Origin of the sequence: Granulosicoccus antarcticus IMCC3135, assembly GCF_002215215.1 — a bacterium.
Taxonomy (GTDB): domain Bacteria; phylum Pseudomonadota; class Gammaproteobacteria; order Granulosicoccales; family Granulosicoccaceae; genus Granulosicoccus; species Granulosicoccus antarcticus.
Genome location: NZ_CP018632.1, coordinates 2,430,252 through 2,446,415 on the forward strand (window position 1 = coordinate 2,430,252; position 16,164 = coordinate 2,446,415).

Below are 16,164 nucleotides of genomic sequence, written 5' to 3' on the forward strand. Positions count from 1 at the left end.
GTTGGCATGGCGATCGCCGAGGCGCACCTGGCGGCACGCTATAACTGCGACGGTCATATGCCCATCGATCACCGCACTTGGGCCCTCGTCAGTGACGGTGATCTGATGGAAGGCGTGGCTGCCGAGGCTGCCTCACTGGCCGGTCATCTGCAGCTCAGCAAGCTCGTTTGCCTGTACGACGACAATCGTGTCACGCTGTCGGCAGGCACCGACATCACGTTCAGCGAAGATCGTGCTCTGCGCTTCAAGGCCTACGGCTGGCATACGTTGGTAGTCGACGACGGCAATGACCTGGATGCGGTGAATGCGGCGTTGGAGCTTGCACGTGCCGAGCAGTTGCGACCTTCGCTGATTCTCGTGCGCACGCACATCGGCTTCGGCTCGCCGCAACAGGACAGCTTCAAGTCTCACGGGGCGCCGCTGGGTGCGCAGGGTGTCAAGAGTACCAAGGAGGCGCTGGGCTGGCCGCTCGATCCACCGTTTCTGATCCCGGCGACGGCCCTCGTACATTTTCGACAGGCACTTGCACGCGGCGCGCAGGCGGAGGCCAATTGGGATACGCGTTGGAAATCCTACGCCCAGGCCTTCCCGGAGCTTGCTGCCGAGCTGCAAGGCCGACTGAACGGTGACCTGCCTGCGGACTGGGATGCTGATATCCCGGTCTTCGCCGCCGATCCCGAGGGCATGGCCACACGGGTCGCTGGTGGGCAGGTGTTGAACACAATCGCGAATCGACTGCCTGCGTTGTTCGGCGGTTCTGCCGACCTGGACCCGTCGACGCACACAGCGTTGCAGGGGCAGGGCACCTTCAACTCGCCGCTGCGCATTGGTGAAGACGCACAAGGCAGCGATGTGGGTGGCTGGAGTCGGGCTGGGCGCAACCTGCACTTCGGCGTGCGAGAGCATGCGATGGGCGCCATCGTAAACGGTCTGACGGTACACGGTGGTTATCTTGTGTTCGGATCGAGGTTTTTAATTTTTCCCGACTATATGCGCCCCGCCATACGTCTGGCTGCTCTCATGGGTTTGCATGTGGTGTATGTGTTCACGCACGACAGTATCGCGGTGGGTGAGGACGGCCCGACGCATCCCAGGCGGTCCAGACAATGCTGGCAGAAACGCAAAGTAACTGCCATCTGGCTTGCCAGGGTGTATATCAGATTGGGCGGCTTGTTGATGCCGGTGAACCGTTCGAGAATGAAGCCGACATGCTGAAGTCTTTTCTTGCACGTTGCGGGTCGAAAATGCTGATTGACTGCTGTCAGGTGGAGGGCGGTCTCGGCATCAGTGAATCCTTACCCAAGGGGGTTCAGGGATCCTTGCCGCTTGCTCGCATGTTCAGGGATATTGTCGGTACGACTTTGCTGGACTCACCGAATGACTTCCCGGAAGAGTTTATTGCAACGAACATTTGATTGAAGAAAAACGTTTTTCTGCGATATCCAAATATGTCAACTATTCGTAGTGTCTGCTGAATTCTGCGGATATCCACAATATGAATGATATTAACCAATCACCATAATAAGTGGGTCAGTGATTCAGCTGACGCGAAGTTATTTTTGAGAACCGGAAAATGGATCTGAAAGGAAAAGTCATTGTGGTAACTGGAGCAGGCCGTGGGCTTGGTCTGAGTATGTCGCAGGCGTTCGCTGCCAAAGGTGCGAAACTGGCACTTGTTGATCTTGACGAAGCAGCTCTTGCTGATGCGGCAAAGCTGTGCCAGCAAGCGGGTGGCGAAGCCCGTTGTTATCGAGCCAACGTAGCTGATGAATCCGAAGTAGTACAGCTGTATACGGACGTGGTGAATGACTTCGGCAGGCTCGATGGTACCGTCAATAATGCTGGCATCACCCGCGATGGGTTATTGGTGAAGGTGAAGGATGGCAAGGTCGTCAAGAAAATGGAATTGAAAGAATGGCAATCAGTTATCGATGTTGATTTGACGGGTGTTTTTCTATGTGCTCGCGAAGCCGCGGTGAAGATGATCGAACTCGGCAAGCCCGGCCTCATTATCAATATCAGTAGTATCTCTCGAGCGGGAAATATAGGCCAGACGAATTATTCTGCGGCGAAAGCCGGAGTCGCAGCCATGACCGTAACCTGGGCAAAAGAGCTTGCTCGCTATAACATCCGTGTTGTGGCGATTGCCCCGGGTTTTGCCAACACGCCGATGGTGGCAGGCATGAAATCTGAAATTCTGGAGAAGGTTAAAAGCGGTATTCCGTTGAGACGCCTCGCAGAAGCTGATGAGATCGCCCTCACATCCGTGTTCCTGTTTGAGAACGACTATTGTACAGGTCGCGTTATTGAAGTTGATGGTGGCCTGCGCCTGTAAGCGGGTTTTATGTGTATGCACTTGCATTGTGCTAGGTGGTGCAGTCGGCTTTTACGATTACCACTAATTCAAAAATATAATTCTACAATCGGAGTATTAATAAAATGAGTGATTTAATTGCGATCGTCCTTGAATCCAAGGACAAGGCACGAGAGGCACGCGCGGCGTTCGTTGCCATGCAGCGCGAACACTTGGTCGAAACAGAGGACAGTGTGGTGGTTTATCGAGATGCGAAGGGCCATATCAAACTCGATCAATCAGTCAATCTGACAAGGACGGGTGCGGCATCCGGAGGGTTTTGGGGTTTGTTTATCGGTATTATTTTCACCATACCGTTCGGAGGCTTTCTAGTACCGTTGCTTGCCAGTGTTTTCGGAGCCAGCATGGGGGCGCTTTCTGGGAAATTGTCAGACTACGGTATTGAGGATGAAATGATGGTTGAGCTCAGTAGCGGCTTGGATGACAACAAGGCGGTGCTCTTCGTATTGCTCAGAAAAGCAACAATGGACAAGGTGTTGGAGCATCTTCAGCCTTTTAACGGAAAAGTATTGAAGACCTCTTTGACACATGAGCTGGAAGACAAGCTGCAGCAGGTTCTGGATAAATCACACGCGGCTACGGCGACGGCTGAAGCTTGATACGACCTTGATATGTACACAACAATGTATTTCTATGCCTGAGGGTAAAAATCATGAGTACAATTATCGGTATCGATCTGGGTACAACCAATTCCTGTGTCGCCGTTATGGAGGGCAAGACGCCTCGGGTCATTGAAAACAGTGAGGGTGCCAGAACAACGCCTTCCGTAGTGGCCTTTAGCGCTAGTGGGGAGACCCTGATTGGTCAATCTGCCAGGAGACAGGCAGTTAGTAATCCAAAAGATACATTGTTCGCCATCAAGCGGTTGATCGGACGACGCTTTGATGATGAGGTGGTACAGAAGGACATCGAGTTGGTGCCTTTCAAAATAATCAAGAATACGAACGGTGATGCGTGGATTGAAGCGGCTGGGAAAAAATTGTCACCTGCTGAAATATCAAGTCGAATTCTTGCGAAAATGAAGCAGACGGCTGAAGACTATCTGGGCAAGCCGGTTACGGAGGCCGTGATTACGGTGCCAGCCTACTTCAACGACTCGCAGCGTCAGGCGACCAAGGATGCTGGTCGTATTGCTGGTTTGGAAGTCAAACGCATTATCAATGAGCCAACAGCCGCTGCACTCGCCTATGGCCTGGACAAGAAACGGGGTGATCAGAAGATTGCCGTATTCGATCTGGGTGGAGGTACGTTTGATATTTCCATCATTGAAATTGCACAAGTGGATGGTGAGCAGCAATTTGAAGTATTGGCGACTAATGGTGATACGTTTTTGGGTGGTGAGGATTTTGATCGAAAGATCATTGCCTATCTCAGTGAGGAGTTCAGGAAAGAGTCCGGTATTGACCTGACAGGTGATCCACTGGCGTTGCAACGATTAAAGGAATCTGCAGAGAAAGCCAAGGTGGAGCTGAGTTCCAATCAACAGACTGATATCAATCTTCCCTATATCACGGCAGATGCGGGCGGTCCCAAACACCTGAACATGAAGCTGACTCGCGCCAAACTTGAATCGCTGGTTGAGGAGTTGGTTGGCAGAACCGTCAAACCGTGCGAGGATGCATTGAAGGATTCTGGACTGGCACAATCGGATATCGATGAAGTTATCCTGGTGGGTGGGCAATCACGTATGCCGCTGGTTCAGAAAATGGTCAAGGAGATATTCGGTAAGGATCCTCGCAAGGATGTTAACCCGGACGAGGCCGTGGCCGTAGGTGCCGCCTTGCAGGGCGCTGTGTTAGCAGGTGATGTCAGTGGTGTCTTATTGCTTGATGTCGCACCACTATCATTGGGCGTCGAGACAATGGGAGGAGTTACGACAAGGCTGATCGAAAGGAACACGACTATACCCACCAAGGCAACGGAGATATTCTCGACCGCTAAAGACGATCAATCTGCGGTTACGGTACATATATTACAGGGCGAGCGTGAACGGTCCGTTGACAACAAGTCACTCGGCCAGTTCAACCTTGAAGACATTCCCCCTGCACCACAAGGAACACCACAAATTGAAGTTACTTTTGATATTGATGCCAACGGTATCTTGAATGTATCTGCAACAGATAAAGCCAGCGGCAAAGCTCAGTCGATTATCGTCAAGGCATCTTCAGGGTTGTCAGAAGCTGATATTCAACGCATGGTTCGAGACGCAGAAGAAAATGCGACGGAAGATCTGAAGTTTCGTGAGCTGGTCGGTGCGCGTAATCGCGCAGATGCGCAGGTACATGCTGCGCGTACCTTTGTGGAAGAGCAAGGTGCGAGCCTCCCGCAAAATTCGATGACGGAAGTTGAGGCGTTGATAGAATCAGCGGAGCATGCTGTCAAAGCTGATGGCAAGGGGGTTATTGAATCTGCAACCTCCAAGCTTGAAGCACTGATATCAAAGCTACTTCAGCAAGCGACGGAAAAACAAGACCAGAAAGCTTCTTCGGATAATGAAAATTCACCGGAAAGCGATGTGGTTGATGCTGAGTTCAAGGATGTCACCAACGACGAGCCTGAATCAGCTCACTAACGGATCATGAGTTGATTCAACACCAACTCTGGTGCGATGAGTAAGAGTGATGTTGAAAAGCTACCTCGTATGATTACGAGGTAGTGGTACGCGTCAGTAAATTACACAGTAAGCCATCAGGTCTCGACCAATTTGATGCCGTAGTAGTTCAGGAAATTCACCTCGAAGTGCTGATCAATCAACACTGAGGCATCGTAGTCCGGGTTACCTTGAATTTTACGACGGTCGACGCCGACATTCACCTGGCGATCGCTCCAATCGATATTCTCTATTGACCGTGGTGATACCAACACCTTCTTGCCTGGCCACCAGTTATTCGTATCGACGACAAGGTAACGAATGTTCCAATCCGTATCGTTGATGAGAAAGTCTTCGACGTGGCCGATCTGGCCATCACTGGCATGGATGTGATAACCGGTGATCGCATCCATGCTACGCAGGTGTACGTCGTCGTGGTCCCGCCGGGCATCGATGATTTCCTCCTCGGCTCGCCAGCCAGATGAACAAGGCAATGCACCACCCATGCCCCCCAGGTAGCTGTAACTACCCAGGTTGCCGATATCGCCCATACAACCGTAGCCGCTGTTCCAGTAAGGGTTGTAGCCGTAGTGATTGTATATCCCGAACTCCATCTGCCTCGAGACTGATCGCTCGGTGTCTACATCCGGGCTGTCCTTGATCTGCTGCATGGTCAGATTGATCGAGCATTGCTTTTGCTCTGAATCGAGATGCACCAATGCTGATGAAGGCAGAAGCTCATCTATCCATTCCTCAATCCGGCTGGCACTGGTGATGTCGCGGTGCTCGTTGCAAAGGTCGTGAACCTCGCGCAAGCTTGTCGCAAGCTTCTTGTTGTCGTCGCGTAACTCGGCCAGCATGCCGTTGGGCTCTACGTACTCCGTATCGTTGTCGAGCACGCGTTGGGTGCGATGTGTCCGATCGAGCGGAGTGTCCGCCCGCCCACTTTGCGAATATGCTAGGCAATCGGATCGCTCATGGCGAAGAGTTGCTCGGCCTGTTCATTGAGCAACAGGTGATAGTCGCAAAAGTGCGAGCCGCTCATGTGCCAGTGGAAGTTCTTGGTCTTCAGATACAAGGCGAATACATCAGCCAAAACTACGTTCATGGCCCCGGATAAGTCCCTTGTGGCGTCTGTCGTTAAATCGGTAGGGGTTGCGAGTGGCATGTTACGCCTTCGCTTGAGTTCCTTAATTTTAGGGTGTAGGCATTTTCATCGTTTTCTCCATGAATTCTGACAGCATGCCCCGAAGACGTCTTTGTGTGGGGCACAGACATTCGCCGTGTGCGAGTACAAGGATGATGCTCTTTTGATAGCCCCGCGTATGTGCGCTGGCAAACAATGAACCTCAAGAGGATCGAGTTCGCGAACCAGTCTGCGGGCAAGGACGCTGCCAGCTGTTTTCTGCCGACGCATCAGAAAGATCGACCTGCGTTCAGCATTCTTGGAAGTATCATACGGCGGGAAAATTGCCCCGATCTTCAGAAACAGAGTGATTGCTGCCGTTATCAGGGACAACACGATCACTCCCATGGCAATCAGGATGACCAGATCGCGTTCCACAAATACCTGCCCAGCCGACAAGGCAATGGGCAGGGTTAGAATGCCTGCGAATGCGACGGTACCGCATTGTCCGACATTTTGTTCTGACTCTTTAGATGTCCATGCCCGCGCGTATGTGTGCTGGCGCACAGACGAGCAGACAGTGAGCGGGTTTCAATGCTGGGGTTTGAGCCGGCTGCTGAATACAACCTGATCGATATCAGTCCCAGCACGTTCTTGTTCACAAACGTTCAGCTATATTCATGGAAGACGAACACATCATCAAGAAGACGGCATTGGCTCGGAAACTGGGGGCCTTTGTTGACTTGTCAGGAGCGGAACTTTCGGTGCTCGAAGGCCTGCATAAGCAACGTCGTACTTTTGTCGCAGGTTGCGATCTGGTGCGTCAGGGGCAATCGGGTCAGTCTGCCTATATTCTTCTTTCAGGATGGGCCTGCGCCTATAAAACCCTGGTGAGTGGTCAGCGACAAATCGTCAATTTCCAGATTCCGGGTGATTTTCTGGGGTTGCGCAGCGTCCTGTTGAAACTGTCAGATCATAGTGTCGAGCCGGTCTCAGACATCGAGGTGACAGAAGTTCTGTTGACTGATCTGCTAACGGCATTCACGCAGACACCTCGGTTGGCCACCGCGATCTTCTGGGCCGTATCGCGTGACGAGGCAATGATTGTGGAGCATCTGGTTGATATCGGTCGCCGTAACGCGGCCGAACGCATGGCGCATTTTCTGCTGGAACTCGGCGCCAGACTCTCCCTCGTCGGCATGGGCAGCAAGGAGGGTTATGCCTGCCCGCTGTCGCAGTACATGTTGGCTGACGCTCTCGGTCTGAGTTCAATACACATCAATCGAGTGCTGCGACAGTTGCGCGAAGCCGGCATGGTCACGTTCCGCAACGGTTTCGTCGCATTCCAGGACTATGACCAGCTGGTTGAGTTTGCCGAGTTCGATCCGGTCTATCTGGATCAGACCAGACCATTACTACCCTTGCAAGCAGCAGGCAAAGTACACCGTACTCACGGCCTGGCTAGCCGGCCCAGTATTTGGCGTGCCCATAGTAATTGAGAAGTCGGTCTTCAGCTTCGCGGCTCATTTTGGCCTGTGATTTGTAGGCAGGAGCGTCCTTGATGGCCTGGCGTGTCATCGAGACCGCAGTCGTCTTGTCAAACCAGTTCACGGCTCCAAACCACTGTGGCGCGATCAGAACCTGGTGTCCGAGCCACCAGTTGCTTGTGTCGACAATGAGGTAGCGCACGGCCCACGTTTGCTCGTCGATCAGCATCCCCGCGACGTGACCGATATCGCCATCGCTTGCGTGGATGTGATAGCCGATGAGGGCGTTGCAGCTGCGCAGGTGTGGATCATCGTGCTCATGCTGGTCTGATTCGGCTTGTTCTATTTCGTGCTGTTTTTTGGCAATTTCTGTGGGTGATCTATGGAATCCAGCGTAACTTGGCATCATCAGGCCAGGATCCATCCCGCCGCCCCAATATCCGTCACCGCTCCAGTAGTAGGGGTAGGCGTAGTAGGCCGAGAAGGTAATCTCGTGCTGTCTGGATACAGGCTTTTCCGTATCAATGTCTGGACTCTTGCTGAGCTGATCCCGGGTAAGCGAAACTGGCAGCAGCCTTTGCTCCCGATTCGGTGTGCCAGCAGCGATCGGTGAAACCAAGACTCTTCGACCCGACAGCCAGCCACCGGTATCGACGACCAGATAGCGTATCACCCACTGTTCGTCGTCGAGGTAGAAATCCTTGACATGACCTATGTCGCCGTCGTTGGCGCCGACGGAATACCCTTCCATTTCCTTTGCGCTGATCAACATGTTTCGATCCTCTTGCTTTTGATGAAAAGACTTTGAGCCGATGATGCCGATCCGTCTGTCTGCTAGCGCACATGCAAAGCGCGCGTAAGCGGGTTCCTGTTCGAAAATGACGTTACTGATACGCCATCTACGAAAGTAGCTAACTTCGGTCAGTGCGTGCCAGGTGGTCTGGATACAGACTCAATGGCGTTCAACATGATCATTTACTGTATCGCCGCGTGTGTGGCGCGACGATAAAACAAATCAGGTAAGCAATCATGACAATGAGCAATCGACTGGCATACATACAAGCGATATATCCTGCATCATTGCAGGTGCGACAAGGACCACGAGGCTATCGATCTGGAAGGCAAGAGGCCTTGCTTGCTAGCACGGGGTTTTGCAATGTCACAGAAAAAATCACTCCATTGGGGTGTTTTACTCGGCATCTACTGTCTGATTGCGTTGGCGCCACTGGCGATGAGTATCGCAGTTGGCATCCCGCCGCCCTTGTCTGGTCTTGAGGAGGCGTTGCACTATCCACCGCGAGCCTGGTACGAAAACCTGGCCAGCGGGCTCGCCCTGGTTGCCTTGCCGATGCTGTTGATGGAGTTCGCGACATCTGGCCGCGTTCAGTTTTTGACTGGGCGTGTCTCCTACCAACGGGTAATCAGGTTACATCGAATCACCGGCATCGTTCTTGGTGTATTCGCACTTGTACATCCATTCATCTACTACATCCCCAGAAGCGTCAAGCCGGTCTATCGGCCAGAGGATCTTTCCCATCTGGCCCTTGAAGGCTCGTCAGGATTGACAGGATATCTGGCGTGGGGCCTGCTCGTCATTCTGATCGCATTCGCACTGGGTCGACGCTCTATCAACTACAGATACGAAACGTGGCGAATCACCCACGTTGTGTTGTCCGTGGCTGTTAGTGGCTTGGTGTTGCACCACGCACTCGTTGGTGGCTTTTATAGCCAGTCGAGAGATCTCTCGATCGTTTGGCTTGTTCTGACGTGCCTGGCAGGCCTGTTGCTGGTCTATGTGTTTCTATGGCTTCCCTTGAAAATGTCACAGCGACCGTTTCGTCTGATGGATAGAAGCGAGCAGGGGAGGGGGAGGTGGCTATTGACTTTCGAACCCGAAGGCTTCGATCCGAAGCCGTTTCAAAAAGGTCAGATGGTCTGGATAAGCTTCAACTCGCCCTTCAGTGTTCTGGAACACCCGTTTACGATTGATTCCGATCCGGGTCAGGGCCCGGGTATCCAGTTCTCGATCCTGGAGACGGGCGACTGGACAAAGCACATCGGTGATCTTCCGCTTGGCTCACACGTGTACTTGAACGGTCCCTGCGGCTGACGAATTCAGGTTGGCCAAGTACCAAGAGCGCTATCTATCTCGGTTTATTCTCAATTACCCACCCATCAACCCCACGGAGGGAAATATCTTGACTATCGCGTATAACTTGCTGGAGAAACAATTACATCCGTTAGACAACCAGCTGCTGGCCTCTCTGCCGCCTGAAGAATGGGCTCGCTGGCAGCCTCTGCTGGAGTGGTCTGACATGCCGCTGGGTCGGGTCCTCTATGAATCCTCGAATCCTCAAAGTCACGTCTATTTTCCAACCACAGCGATCGTCTCCTTGCTGTATGTCATGGAAAATGGATCGTCGGCTGAAATTGCTGTTGTCGGTAATGAAGGTGTGGTCGGTATCTCATTGTTCATGGGTGGCGAAACGACACCGAGCCGCGCTGTGGTGCAAAGCGGCGGTCAGGGCTATCGCCTGAAGGGGCAGGCGATCAAGGACGAGTTCGGTCGCTCCGGGCCGGTCATGCACTTGATGCTGCGCTATACGCAGGCGCTGATCACGCAGATGGCACAGACCGCCGTGTGCAACCGTCATCATTCGCTCGACCAGCAATTGTGTCGCTGGCTGTTACTCAGCATTGATCGTTTGCGTGGCAACGAGCTCGTCATGACCCAGGAGCTGATCGCCAATATGTTGGGGGTGCGGCGCGAAGGGGTGACGCAAGCGGCGCTCAAACTCCAGAGTGCAGGGCTCATCCGCTATTCTCGTGGACACATCACGGTGCTTGATCGTGAGGGGCTGGAAAAGCGAACTTGCGAATGCTACAGCGTGGTGAAAAAGGAGTACGAGAGACTTCTTCCGGGACGGGTTGCGACCTGAGTGTTCCACCCAACTCCAAGGATTTGAGCATCATCTCGTCGGCCGGATCGTTGGCTATATCGCTTGTCACGATGAGGCAATCGGGCTGCGGCGTCGATTGTGCTGGCCGTGTTGTCGACCAGCAGTGGCGAGGTAGCGCTCGAGCGTTCCCGTTTTAAGAGTTTCACGGCTGATGTTGTTGACCCAAAAGCACTGACTGAGTTCTGGTATTGGTGTTCATGGCATCTCCGGAGTCGTGCACGCCTCGTTGGCGGCTTGCTTGATAAGGGGCAGGAGATCGAGATCGGCGAGTTCGCTGATGCTCTCGATTGTGACGTCGGCTGCCGGTTGACCGGTGACCACTGCCGGATCCAGCGCGTAATGGTCCTGGCGCACGAATATGGTAATGAGCTGCTCCTGCCAGATCACTTTCATGGCCGTCAGAATACACAACTTGTCGTCGACTATTACGTAGTGGCGAGCAGGGTAGTCGCGTTTAATGGCGTGCAGCATCTGCTCCTTGTGCACACAGACGAGCGCACGACCCTCCACAGCTTGCCATAGACCCGAACGCTGTAGTTTGCGCGGCTGGAGCACGACGTCGCCATTGGTCAGGAGCACCGTTTGGCCAACGCGGCCCAGGTGTTTGATGACCTCCAGCGCACGCGAATACAGTCGATCGGCGAACGGGTAGTCGATGAGGAACGAGGACACCATTAGTAGTCGTTGCTCATCGACGCTCATCGTTTTTCCTCCGCGGGCTTCTCGAGATGGCCGCCAAAGGCATCGAGCTGCGGGTCCTTCAATAGCGCACCAGCCGTAAGATCGAGCAGGCACGAGTCGATGAGGCTGCCACGGCGCCAGACCTCGGCTACTTCGGGCAGATCCATCTTGTATTGGTAGAGCTCGGGAGCACGCAGCGGTGTGGTCTCAGCATCGCTGGTTTGTAGTTGCTGGCCGATCATTCCCAGTTGCATCAGTTTCTCCTTTGCATAGTGGGTTGATCAACGGCGATAATAATGCGCTCGACACGCGGCACAGTCCGTACGCTGGCGAACAGACTGTGGCGAGTGAGTGGGTTCCAATGGTCGTGCCTGATCCGGTCCCTGTAAACGGGAAATCAACCTGCGAGGGAGCGTAGCACCAGGACAGGCAACAACGCCGCGATCGCCTGCAAGGCTGCCGTCAAAGCCTTTATCAATAGGTCAAAGCCAAACTTATGAACAACTTCGATCGAGATGTCGACATGCTTTCCGACAACACCCAAGCAAAGCCGAGGTTGTCTGGGCCTGCCGAACCTGACGCCTCCGATGATTCGCTGAAGCGGTGTTGCGACACGCTCGCGATGACCGGTCATGAGCTTCGCAATCCGATTGCAGCCATGCATGGCGCGTTGAGTCTGATACGTGACATTAACTTCGAGGCACCTGCCTGCGAGATCCTGCCCCTCATGTCCCTGGCTTTGCAGATCATGGAGCGCCAACTTGAAATACAGACCAGACTGGCATCCGATCTACAGGATCTGGCAGGCATGGAAAGGGTCGAGCTCGACGTGCGTTGCGAGTCGCTCGACCTATTTGATCTGATCTCGCACACAGTGAATGACCTGCGTCCACAAGCTGAAGAGCTGGGCCTACGGCTGAATCTGTCACTTGCTGAATCACCGGTAGGATTGAAAGGTGACCCTGTGCGATTAACTCAACTGATCGGTAACCTGCTGGGCAACAGTTTCAAGTTTACACCGCGTGGCGGAAGCATCAGAGTCGTGATGCAAAGGGAGGCATCGACTGTCATGATCTGCGTGGTCGACACTGGTATCGGCATTGATCCATTACTTCTGCCTGGCGCTTTCGAACTGTACAGCCAATGCAGGAAGGCCTCGAGTAGCAGTCATGAGGGGCTGGGGTTGGGGCTCTATCTCTCGAAACGCATTGTGACCTTGCACGGAGGCACCATCACGATCGAGAGTGCGGGTCTTGATCTGGGCACGGTGGTGTCAGTATGTCTGCCGATTCTCGATGAACACGACCTCGTGCCCTTGCCCTCTTCAGTTCTGGCCTCCTCGAAAGTGCCAACTTGGTCGAAATCGATGATCGATGTTCCAGATCAGGGCGCATCGGGCAGAGCGCGAGTTCGCAGGCGGCAATTCCAGTCCTTTCGTATCATGGTGGTGGAGGACAATACCGATCTCGCATCCACTATGGCGATGGTTCTGACTCGACGTGGACATAGCGTTCTAGTCTGTTGCTCCGGACATGAGGCCTTGCGCCGCGTCAATCACTTCCGCCCACAGGTCGTGCTGCTCGATATTGGCTTGCCCCGCATGAGCGGGCTTGAACTCGCCCGGCAGCTTCGTCGACTGCCGGCAACCGCCACTGCATTACACATCGCACTCAGCGGTCAAGGCTCGGCAGAGTCGCGGCAGCATTCGCTTGCCGCTGGTTTCGATCACTATCTCGTGAAGCCTTGCTGCCTTGGTGAGATCGATGCTTTGCTCGACGATTTTTGTCCAGCGGTGGATTGTGGAGTCTGAAGTTTGGATGATCAAACCGGAAATTCTAAATTGGTGTTAGATCACCAAACGTTGAGGGGAAAATTTCATGGAAAAGATAGAGCAAATCGAGATGGATGCGCATCGCGAACAGCTGACTTCGGACGTGAAGGCACTGGTTGAACGATATCGTTCGGTCTTTGGTTGGGATGTGCCGGAAATCGACCAGGCGCTGGCGGACCTGCTGATTCTCAAGGCTATTCGCGAGGCGGTGGATGGTGTCGAGAGCACTCTGATAAGCAGGGCAGAGCGATGTGTACGTAACTGACGTATGTCGTTTATGTCAGTACGACGATAAGTGATATGGATCTACGCTGTTTCGTGTAGGTTGATTCTGGCGTTTTTGGGCAGTAGTAGTAGGAATGCAGTGTTCGAAATGTATCGACGCATCACCAATGAAAACCCTTATAAGCTGCCGATGCGAAATTACCCGGCAGCGATGGAGATGGAATATGCATCGGTCATTTCACTTTCGATTGTTATTCATGTCGGGTAGGTACCTGGCAGGAGTATGTCTTTGTCAACTGTGCGGATGTCGGTGTGACCACAAAAGGCCATGGTGATATCGAACTCCTTGTGGATGATCTCCAGCGCTTTCGACACGCCTTCCTCACCCATGGCACCCATGGCACCCAGGCCGTAGACCATAGCGCGGCCGATCATGGTGCCGCGCGCGCCCAGCGCCCAGGCTTTCAGCACGTCTTGTCCGCTGCGGACGCCGCCGTCCATCCAGACCTCGATCTGGTCGCCCACAGCCGCCACGATGGCGGGCAGCGCTTCGATGCTGCTGGGTGCTCCATCGAGCTGGCGGCCACCGTGGTTGCTGACCACGATGGCGTGGGCACCACTGGCCACCGCGAGCTTCGCGTCTTCCACATCTATGATGCCCTTGAGAATGAATTTGCCACCCTACTGCTGCTTGACCCAGGCGACATCTTCCCAGTTCAGGTGCGGGTCGAACTGCTCGTTGGTCCACGATGCCAGTGAGCTCATGTCGCTGACGCCGTCCACGTGGCCCACCAGGTCGGGGGCCAGCCATGGGGATGAGACTATTATCGGTAATCTGCGACAACTCTATCGACTCGACAAAGTTGCTTCGGGTAGCCAAATAAGCAACCTCCTCGATCTGGTCAAACCGAGCGAGCTACGCAAGGCATTTCGTGCCCTCCATTCCAGCGCCCAACGTGACAAGGTGCTCGAAGATTTCGCGATTTTCGACAATCGGTATCTGTTGTCCATCGACGGCACCGGACTGCACACCTCGACCAAGATGAAATGTTCGCAGTGTGGTGTCACGAAGCACCGTAACGCAGAGATCGAGTACTACCAACAGTCGCTGGTGGCGGTGATCGTGGATTCTGAGAAAAAGAGCGTGTTGCCACTAGACTTCGAGCCCATCGTGAAGAGTGACGGCGATAAGAAGAATGACTGTGAGAGAAGCGCCGCCAAGCGCCTGCTGCTGGCCATTAACCAGCAGTATTGCAATCGCCCCTTTGTCGTTCTGGAAGATGCACTGGCTGCCAATGACCCGCATATTCAGACACTTATCGGCTACGGCATGGATTTCATCATTAATACCAAGCCCGTCGGTAACGCGCCGCTACCGAACGATGTGAAAAGTTTATTATGTCTCTTAACAGTAATTATAAGGATACCCCCCCCCTGCAGAATACTGATTTATGTTGGGCGTCGAGGTGTTCATCCCTTTCGTTGCTACGAGAAAGGCCCTGATGGTATGCATCCTTCTATCGATCAGATCGAAAACGATGGAGGCGCGGATTTCAATCATTTCATCTCTCACTTGCAAGCAGTCAATGTTGTATTTCTAGAATATTTCTTCGTCAATTTCGGTGTCTGTGATATTGAACGTAGTAAGGAAATGCAAGATCTTTTTTAAGAATGGTTGACTATTTACATGACCTTTGAAGTGGCCTGGTGAGATCAGGCAGCTAACCTTGATTAGTGCGCGCCGAACGGGTGTGATAAAAGCTGAACGTCATAGCCATTTCAGGCGATGCCATTTTCAGGATCGACAGCAAGACCCACAAGGCCAAGGCGGGCAGCGGAATTGTCGTGCCCGCGGGTACGCATCACAACGTGATCTGTACGGGTCATCACGCCCTGAAGCTATACACGATCTGCGGCCCCCCACATCATCGCGACCAGCTGATTCAGAAGACGGAGGTAGAGGCCGAAGCATCTGAAGAGGCGTTCGAGGGGCAGACCACTGAGCCAAGAGCCGAGGTGGTGCGGCTCTGGCACCTTGTGCTTGTGTTATTTTTGATGGAGATACGGTCGTCCCTATAAGGAGCAGGTTGAGCTTATTATTGCACGAGCTCTCAAGATTGCGCGACGCCTCTGTCGTCGTGCTGCGTTGCCTCGACCAGGAACCAGGTGCGCAGTTCCGCCTCATCAATCCACGGCTCAATCAGACTGGCACTAACGATGTCATGATGCTTGTTGCAGAGGTCGTGAACGTTGCGCAAAGTCGTTGTTAGCACCTTGTTGTCGTCACTCAACTCGGCCAGCATGGCAGAGGGTTTTACATACACGACATCGTCACCCAGCTGGGTGCGTGCTTTGTGGCTAATGGAGCATAGTGTTCGCCCACCGACGTTGCAGATACGCTCGGCAATCGGGTCGGTCATGAGGAAGAGTTGCTCGGCCTGTTCATCGAGCAGCTGTTGATAGTTGGCAGAATCCGGTCCAGTCATGTGCCAGTGGAAGTTCTTAGTAGTAAAATACAAGGCGAACACATCCGCTAGAACCGAATTCATGGCCCCGGAGATATCCCGAGTAGCATCATCAGTAAGATTGGCTGAACTCGTGAGTGGTTCGCCAAGCGTAACAGTGGTCATTGGGCTTCCTTATTAGACTGGATAGAGTAACTCGAGCATAGCCACTAGGCTGAACTGAGCTCTTGAAGACTTTCCTCTAAGGGGAAGCTACTATCCTGAGACGTGCCGTCTAGCTCGGTCTGTGCGTTGGCATACATAAACCGAATACAATGTCGCCCGGGACGCGCATCCAGACAAGGGCCTCATGACAGGGCTATGCATGAACTTGGCTGACCGGGCGAAGAGTATCCATACTTTATGAAAGAGCCTGAGCCGGAGTT

General features: G+C 53.4%; 20 protein-coding genes. 12 read left to right on the top strand and 8 right to left on the bottom strand.

Annotated features, from left to right (window positions below; translation table 11 throughout):
- Positions 1 to 6 precede the first annotated feature (6 nt).
- The 5 genes from IMCC3135_RS10630 (at position 7) to dnaK (ending at position 4,946) form a co-directional block, all read left to right on the top strand.
- Entirely contained in the window at positions 7 to 1,215 is a 1,209-nt protein-coding gene (locus IMCC3135_RS10630) for a transketolase family protein (protein WP_205737995.1), read from the top strand.
- Positions 1,107 to 1,415 (top strand): acyl-CoA dehydrogenase family protein, encoded by a 309-nt coding sequence (locus IMCC3135_RS10635; protein WP_088921793.1) that lies wholly within the window; start codon positions 1,107 to 1,109, stop codon positions 1,413 to 1,415. The genes IMCC3135_RS10630 and IMCC3135_RS10635 overlap by 109 nt, the downstream gene beginning before the upstream one ends.
- A 158-nt stretch (positions 1,416 to 1,573) precedes the next feature.
- Positions 1,574 to 2,335, top strand: a complete 762-nt coding sequence (locus tag IMCC3135_RS10640) for an SDR family oxidoreductase (RefSeq protein ID WP_088917584.1) — start codon at positions 1,574 to 1,576, stop codon at positions 2,333 to 2,335.
- Between the two features lie 104 nt (positions 2,336 to 2,439).
- Complete coding sequence (locus IMCC3135_RS10645) at positions 2,440 to 2,973, top strand: DUF1269 domain-containing protein (RefSeq protein WP_088917585.1); 534 nt, start codon at positions 2,440 to 2,442, stop codon at positions 2,971 to 2,973.
- Positions 2,974 to 3,026: 53 nt separating this feature from the next.
- Positions 3,027 to 4,946, top strand: coding sequence for a molecular chaperone DnaK (gene dnaK / locus IMCC3135_RS10650; RefSeq protein ID WP_088917586.1), 1,920 nt, complete (start codon positions 3,027 to 3,029; stop codon positions 4,944 to 4,946).
- A 116-nt stretch (positions 4,947 to 5,062) separates the two neighbouring features.
- Here the strand turns inward: dnaK and IMCC3135_RS34010 are convergent, their stop codons facing one another.
- The 3 genes from IMCC3135_RS34010 to IMCC3135_RS10660 all read right to left on the bottom strand — a co-directional run bounded on the left by IMCC3135_RS34010 (position 5,063) and on the right by IMCC3135_RS10660 (position 6,657).
- The gene (locus tag IMCC3135_RS34010) at positions 5,063 to 5,863 is read right to left on the bottom strand and encodes a hypothetical protein (RefSeq protein ID WP_205737996.1); all 801 of its coding nucleotides are present in this window, start codon (positions 5,861 to 5,863) and stop codon (positions 5,063 to 5,065) included.
- 59 nt (positions 5,864 to 5,922) lie between these two features.
- Positions 5,923 to 6,072, bottom strand: coding sequence for a Dps family protein (locus IMCC3135_RS34700; protein ID WP_205737997.1), 150 nt, complete (start codon positions 6,070 to 6,072; stop codon positions 5,923 to 5,925).
- A gap of 105 nt (positions 6,073 to 6,177) precedes the next feature.
- Positions 6,178 to 6,657 (bottom strand): hypothetical protein, encoded by a 480-nt coding sequence (locus tag IMCC3135_RS10660; RefSeq protein WP_088917587.1) that lies wholly within the window; start codon positions 6,655 to 6,657, stop codon positions 6,178 to 6,180.
- A gap of 113 nt (positions 6,658 to 6,770) precedes the next feature.
- On the opposite strand from IMCC3135_RS10660, the gene IMCC3135_RS10665 reads away from it, so the two are divergent.
- Complete coding sequence (locus tag IMCC3135_RS10665) at positions 6,771 to 7,589, top strand: Crp/Fnr family transcriptional regulator (RefSeq protein ID WP_088917588.1); 819 nt, start codon at positions 6,771 to 6,773, stop codon at positions 7,587 to 7,589.
- Here the strand turns inward: IMCC3135_RS10665 and IMCC3135_RS10670 are convergent.
- On the bottom strand, positions 7,552 to 8,349 hold the full coding sequence (locus IMCC3135_RS10670; RefSeq protein ID WP_088917589.1) for a PRC-barrel domain-containing protein: 798 nt from the start codon (positions 8,347 to 8,349) through the stop codon (positions 7,552 to 7,554). The two genes, IMCC3135_RS10665 and IMCC3135_RS10670, sit on opposite strands and share 38 nt — an antisense overlap.
- 384 nt (positions 8,350 to 8,733) lie before the next feature.
- On the opposite strand from IMCC3135_RS10670, the gene IMCC3135_RS10675 reads away from it, so the two are divergent.
- Both IMCC3135_RS10675 and IMCC3135_RS10680 read left to right on the top strand, forming a co-directional pair.
- Positions 8,734 to 9,687 (top strand): ferric reductase-like transmembrane domain-containing protein, encoded by a 954-nt coding sequence (locus IMCC3135_RS10675; RefSeq protein WP_088917590.1) that lies wholly within the window; start codon positions 8,734 to 8,736, stop codon positions 9,685 to 9,687.
- An 88-nt stretch (positions 9,688 to 9,775) separates the two neighbouring features.
- Positions 9,776 to 10,516: a Crp/Fnr family transcriptional regulator gene (locus tag IMCC3135_RS10680; protein ID WP_236994767.1), complete on the top strand. Its 741-nt coding sequence runs from the start codon at positions 9,776 to 9,778 to the stop codon at positions 10,514 to 10,516.
- Positions 10,517 to 10,732: 216 nt separating this feature from the next.
- Here the strand turns inward: IMCC3135_RS10680 and IMCC3135_RS10685 are convergent, their stop codons facing one another.
- Entirely contained in the window at positions 10,733 to 11,239 is a 507-nt protein-coding gene (locus IMCC3135_RS10685) for an HAD family hydrolase (protein WP_205737998.1), read from the bottom strand.
- Positions 11,236 to 11,472, bottom strand: coding sequence for a hypothetical protein (locus IMCC3135_RS10690; RefSeq protein ID WP_088917591.1), 237 nt, complete (start codon positions 11,470 to 11,472; stop codon positions 11,236 to 11,238). Before IMCC3135_RS10690 ends, IMCC3135_RS10685 begins: the two co-directional genes overlap by 4 nt.
- A 242-nt stretch (positions 11,473 to 11,714) precedes the next feature.
- Here IMCC3135_RS10690 and IMCC3135_RS10695 point away from each other — a divergent pair, with 242 nt between their 5' ends.
- The gene (locus IMCC3135_RS10695) at positions 11,715 to 13,028 is read left to right on the top strand and encodes a hybrid sensor histidine kinase/response regulator (RefSeq protein ID WP_088917592.1); all 1,314 of its coding nucleotides are present in this window, start codon (positions 11,715 to 11,717) and stop codon (positions 13,026 to 13,028) included.
- A 67-nt stretch (positions 13,029 to 13,095) separates the two neighbouring features.
- Positions 13,096 to 13,314: a hypothetical protein gene (locus IMCC3135_RS10700; protein ID WP_088917593.1), complete on the top strand. Its 219-nt coding sequence runs from the start codon at positions 13,096 to 13,098 to the stop codon at positions 13,312 to 13,314.
- A 215-nt stretch (positions 13,315 to 13,529) separates the two neighbouring features.
- On the opposite strand, the gene IMCC3135_RS10705 is transcribed toward IMCC3135_RS10700, so the two are convergent.
- Positions 13,530 to 13,943, bottom strand: a complete 414-nt coding sequence (locus IMCC3135_RS10705; RefSeq protein ID WP_269467051.1) for an alpha-hydroxy acid oxidase — start codon at positions 13,941 to 13,943, stop codon at positions 13,530 to 13,532.
- A 94-nt stretch (positions 13,944 to 14,037) separates the two neighbouring features.
- On the opposite strand from IMCC3135_RS10705, the gene IMCC3135_RS10710 reads away from it, so the two are divergent.
- Both IMCC3135_RS10710 and IMCC3135_RS35480 read left to right on the top strand, forming a co-directional pair.
- A complete protein-coding gene (locus tag IMCC3135_RS10710) occupies positions 14,038 to 14,943 on the top strand; it encodes a hypothetical protein (protein WP_088917594.1) in 906 nt (301 codons plus the stop codon).
- 107 nt (positions 14,944 to 15,050) lie between these two features.
- Positions 15,051 to 15,353: a cupin domain-containing protein gene (locus IMCC3135_RS35480; protein WP_418251439.1), complete on the top strand. Its 303-nt coding sequence runs from the start codon at positions 15,051 to 15,053 to the stop codon at positions 15,351 to 15,353.
- Between the two features lie 32 nt (positions 15,354 to 15,385).
- On the opposite strand, the gene IMCC3135_RS10720 is transcribed toward IMCC3135_RS35480, so the two are convergent.
- Positions 15,386 to 15,904 (bottom strand): Dps family protein, encoded by a 519-nt coding sequence (locus IMCC3135_RS10720; protein ID WP_088917596.1) that lies wholly within the window; start codon positions 15,902 to 15,904, stop codon positions 15,386 to 15,388.
- Positions 15,905 to 16,164: the final 260 nt, after the last annotated feature.

Excerpts from the sequence above, each read along its gene's own strand:
- IMCC3135_RS10630 (WP_205737995.1), top strand. The coding sequence starts at position 7 with ATGGCGATCGCCGAGGCGCACCTGGCGGCACGCTATAACTGCGACGGT.
- IMCC3135_RS10635 (WP_088921793.1), top strand. The coding sequence starts at position 1,107 with ATGCTGGCAGAAACGCAAAGTAACTGCCATCTGGCTTGCCAGGGTGTA.
- IMCC3135_RS10640 (WP_088917584.1), top strand. The coding sequence starts at position 1,574 with ATGGATCTGAAAGGAAAAGTCATTGTGGTAACTGGAGCAGGCCGTGGG.
- IMCC3135_RS10645 (WP_088917585.1), top strand. The coding sequence starts at position 2,440 with ATGAGTGATTTAATTGCGATCGTCCTTGAATCCAAGGACAAGGCACGA.
- dnaK (WP_088917586.1), top strand. The coding sequence starts at position 3,027 with ATGAGTACAATTATCGGTATCGATCTGGGTACAACCAATTCCTGTGTC.
- IMCC3135_RS34700 (WP_205737997.1), bottom strand. The coding sequence starts at position 6,072 with ATGAACGTAGTTTTGGCTGATGTATTCGCCTTGTATCTGAAGACCAAG.
- IMCC3135_RS10665 (WP_088917588.1), top strand. The coding sequence starts at position 6,771 with ATGGAAGACGAACACATCATCAAGAAGACGGCATTGGCTCGGAAACTG.
- IMCC3135_RS10670 (WP_088917589.1), bottom strand. The coding sequence starts at position 8,349 with ATGTTGATCAGCGCAAAGGAAATGGAAGGGTATTCCGTCGGCGCCAAC.
- IMCC3135_RS10675 (WP_088917590.1), top strand. The coding sequence starts at position 8,734 with ATGTCACAGAAAAAATCACTCCATTGGGGTGTTTTACTCGGCATCTAC.
- IMCC3135_RS10685 (WP_205737998.1), bottom strand. The coding sequence starts at position 11,239 with ATGAGCGTCGATGAGCAACGACTACTAATGGTGTCCTCGTTCCTCATC.
- IMCC3135_RS10690 (WP_088917591.1), bottom strand. The coding sequence starts at position 11,472 with ATGCAACTGGGAATGATCGGCCAGCAACTACAAACCAGCGATGCTGAG.
- IMCC3135_RS10695 (WP_088917592.1), top strand. The coding sequence starts at position 11,715 with ATGAACAACTTCGATCGAGATGTCGACATGCTTTCCGACAACACCCAA.
- IMCC3135_RS10700 (WP_088917593.1), top strand. The coding sequence starts at position 13,096 with ATGGAAAAGATAGAGCAAATCGAGATGGATGCGCATCGCGAACAGCTG.
- IMCC3135_RS10710 (WP_088917594.1), top strand. The coding sequence starts at position 14,038 with ATGTCGCTGACGCCGTCCACGTGGCCCACCAGGTCGGGGGCCAGCCAT.
- IMCC3135_RS10720 (WP_088917596.1), bottom strand. The coding sequence starts at position 15,904 with ATGACCACTGTTACGCTTGGCGAACCACTCACGAGTTCAGCCAATCTT.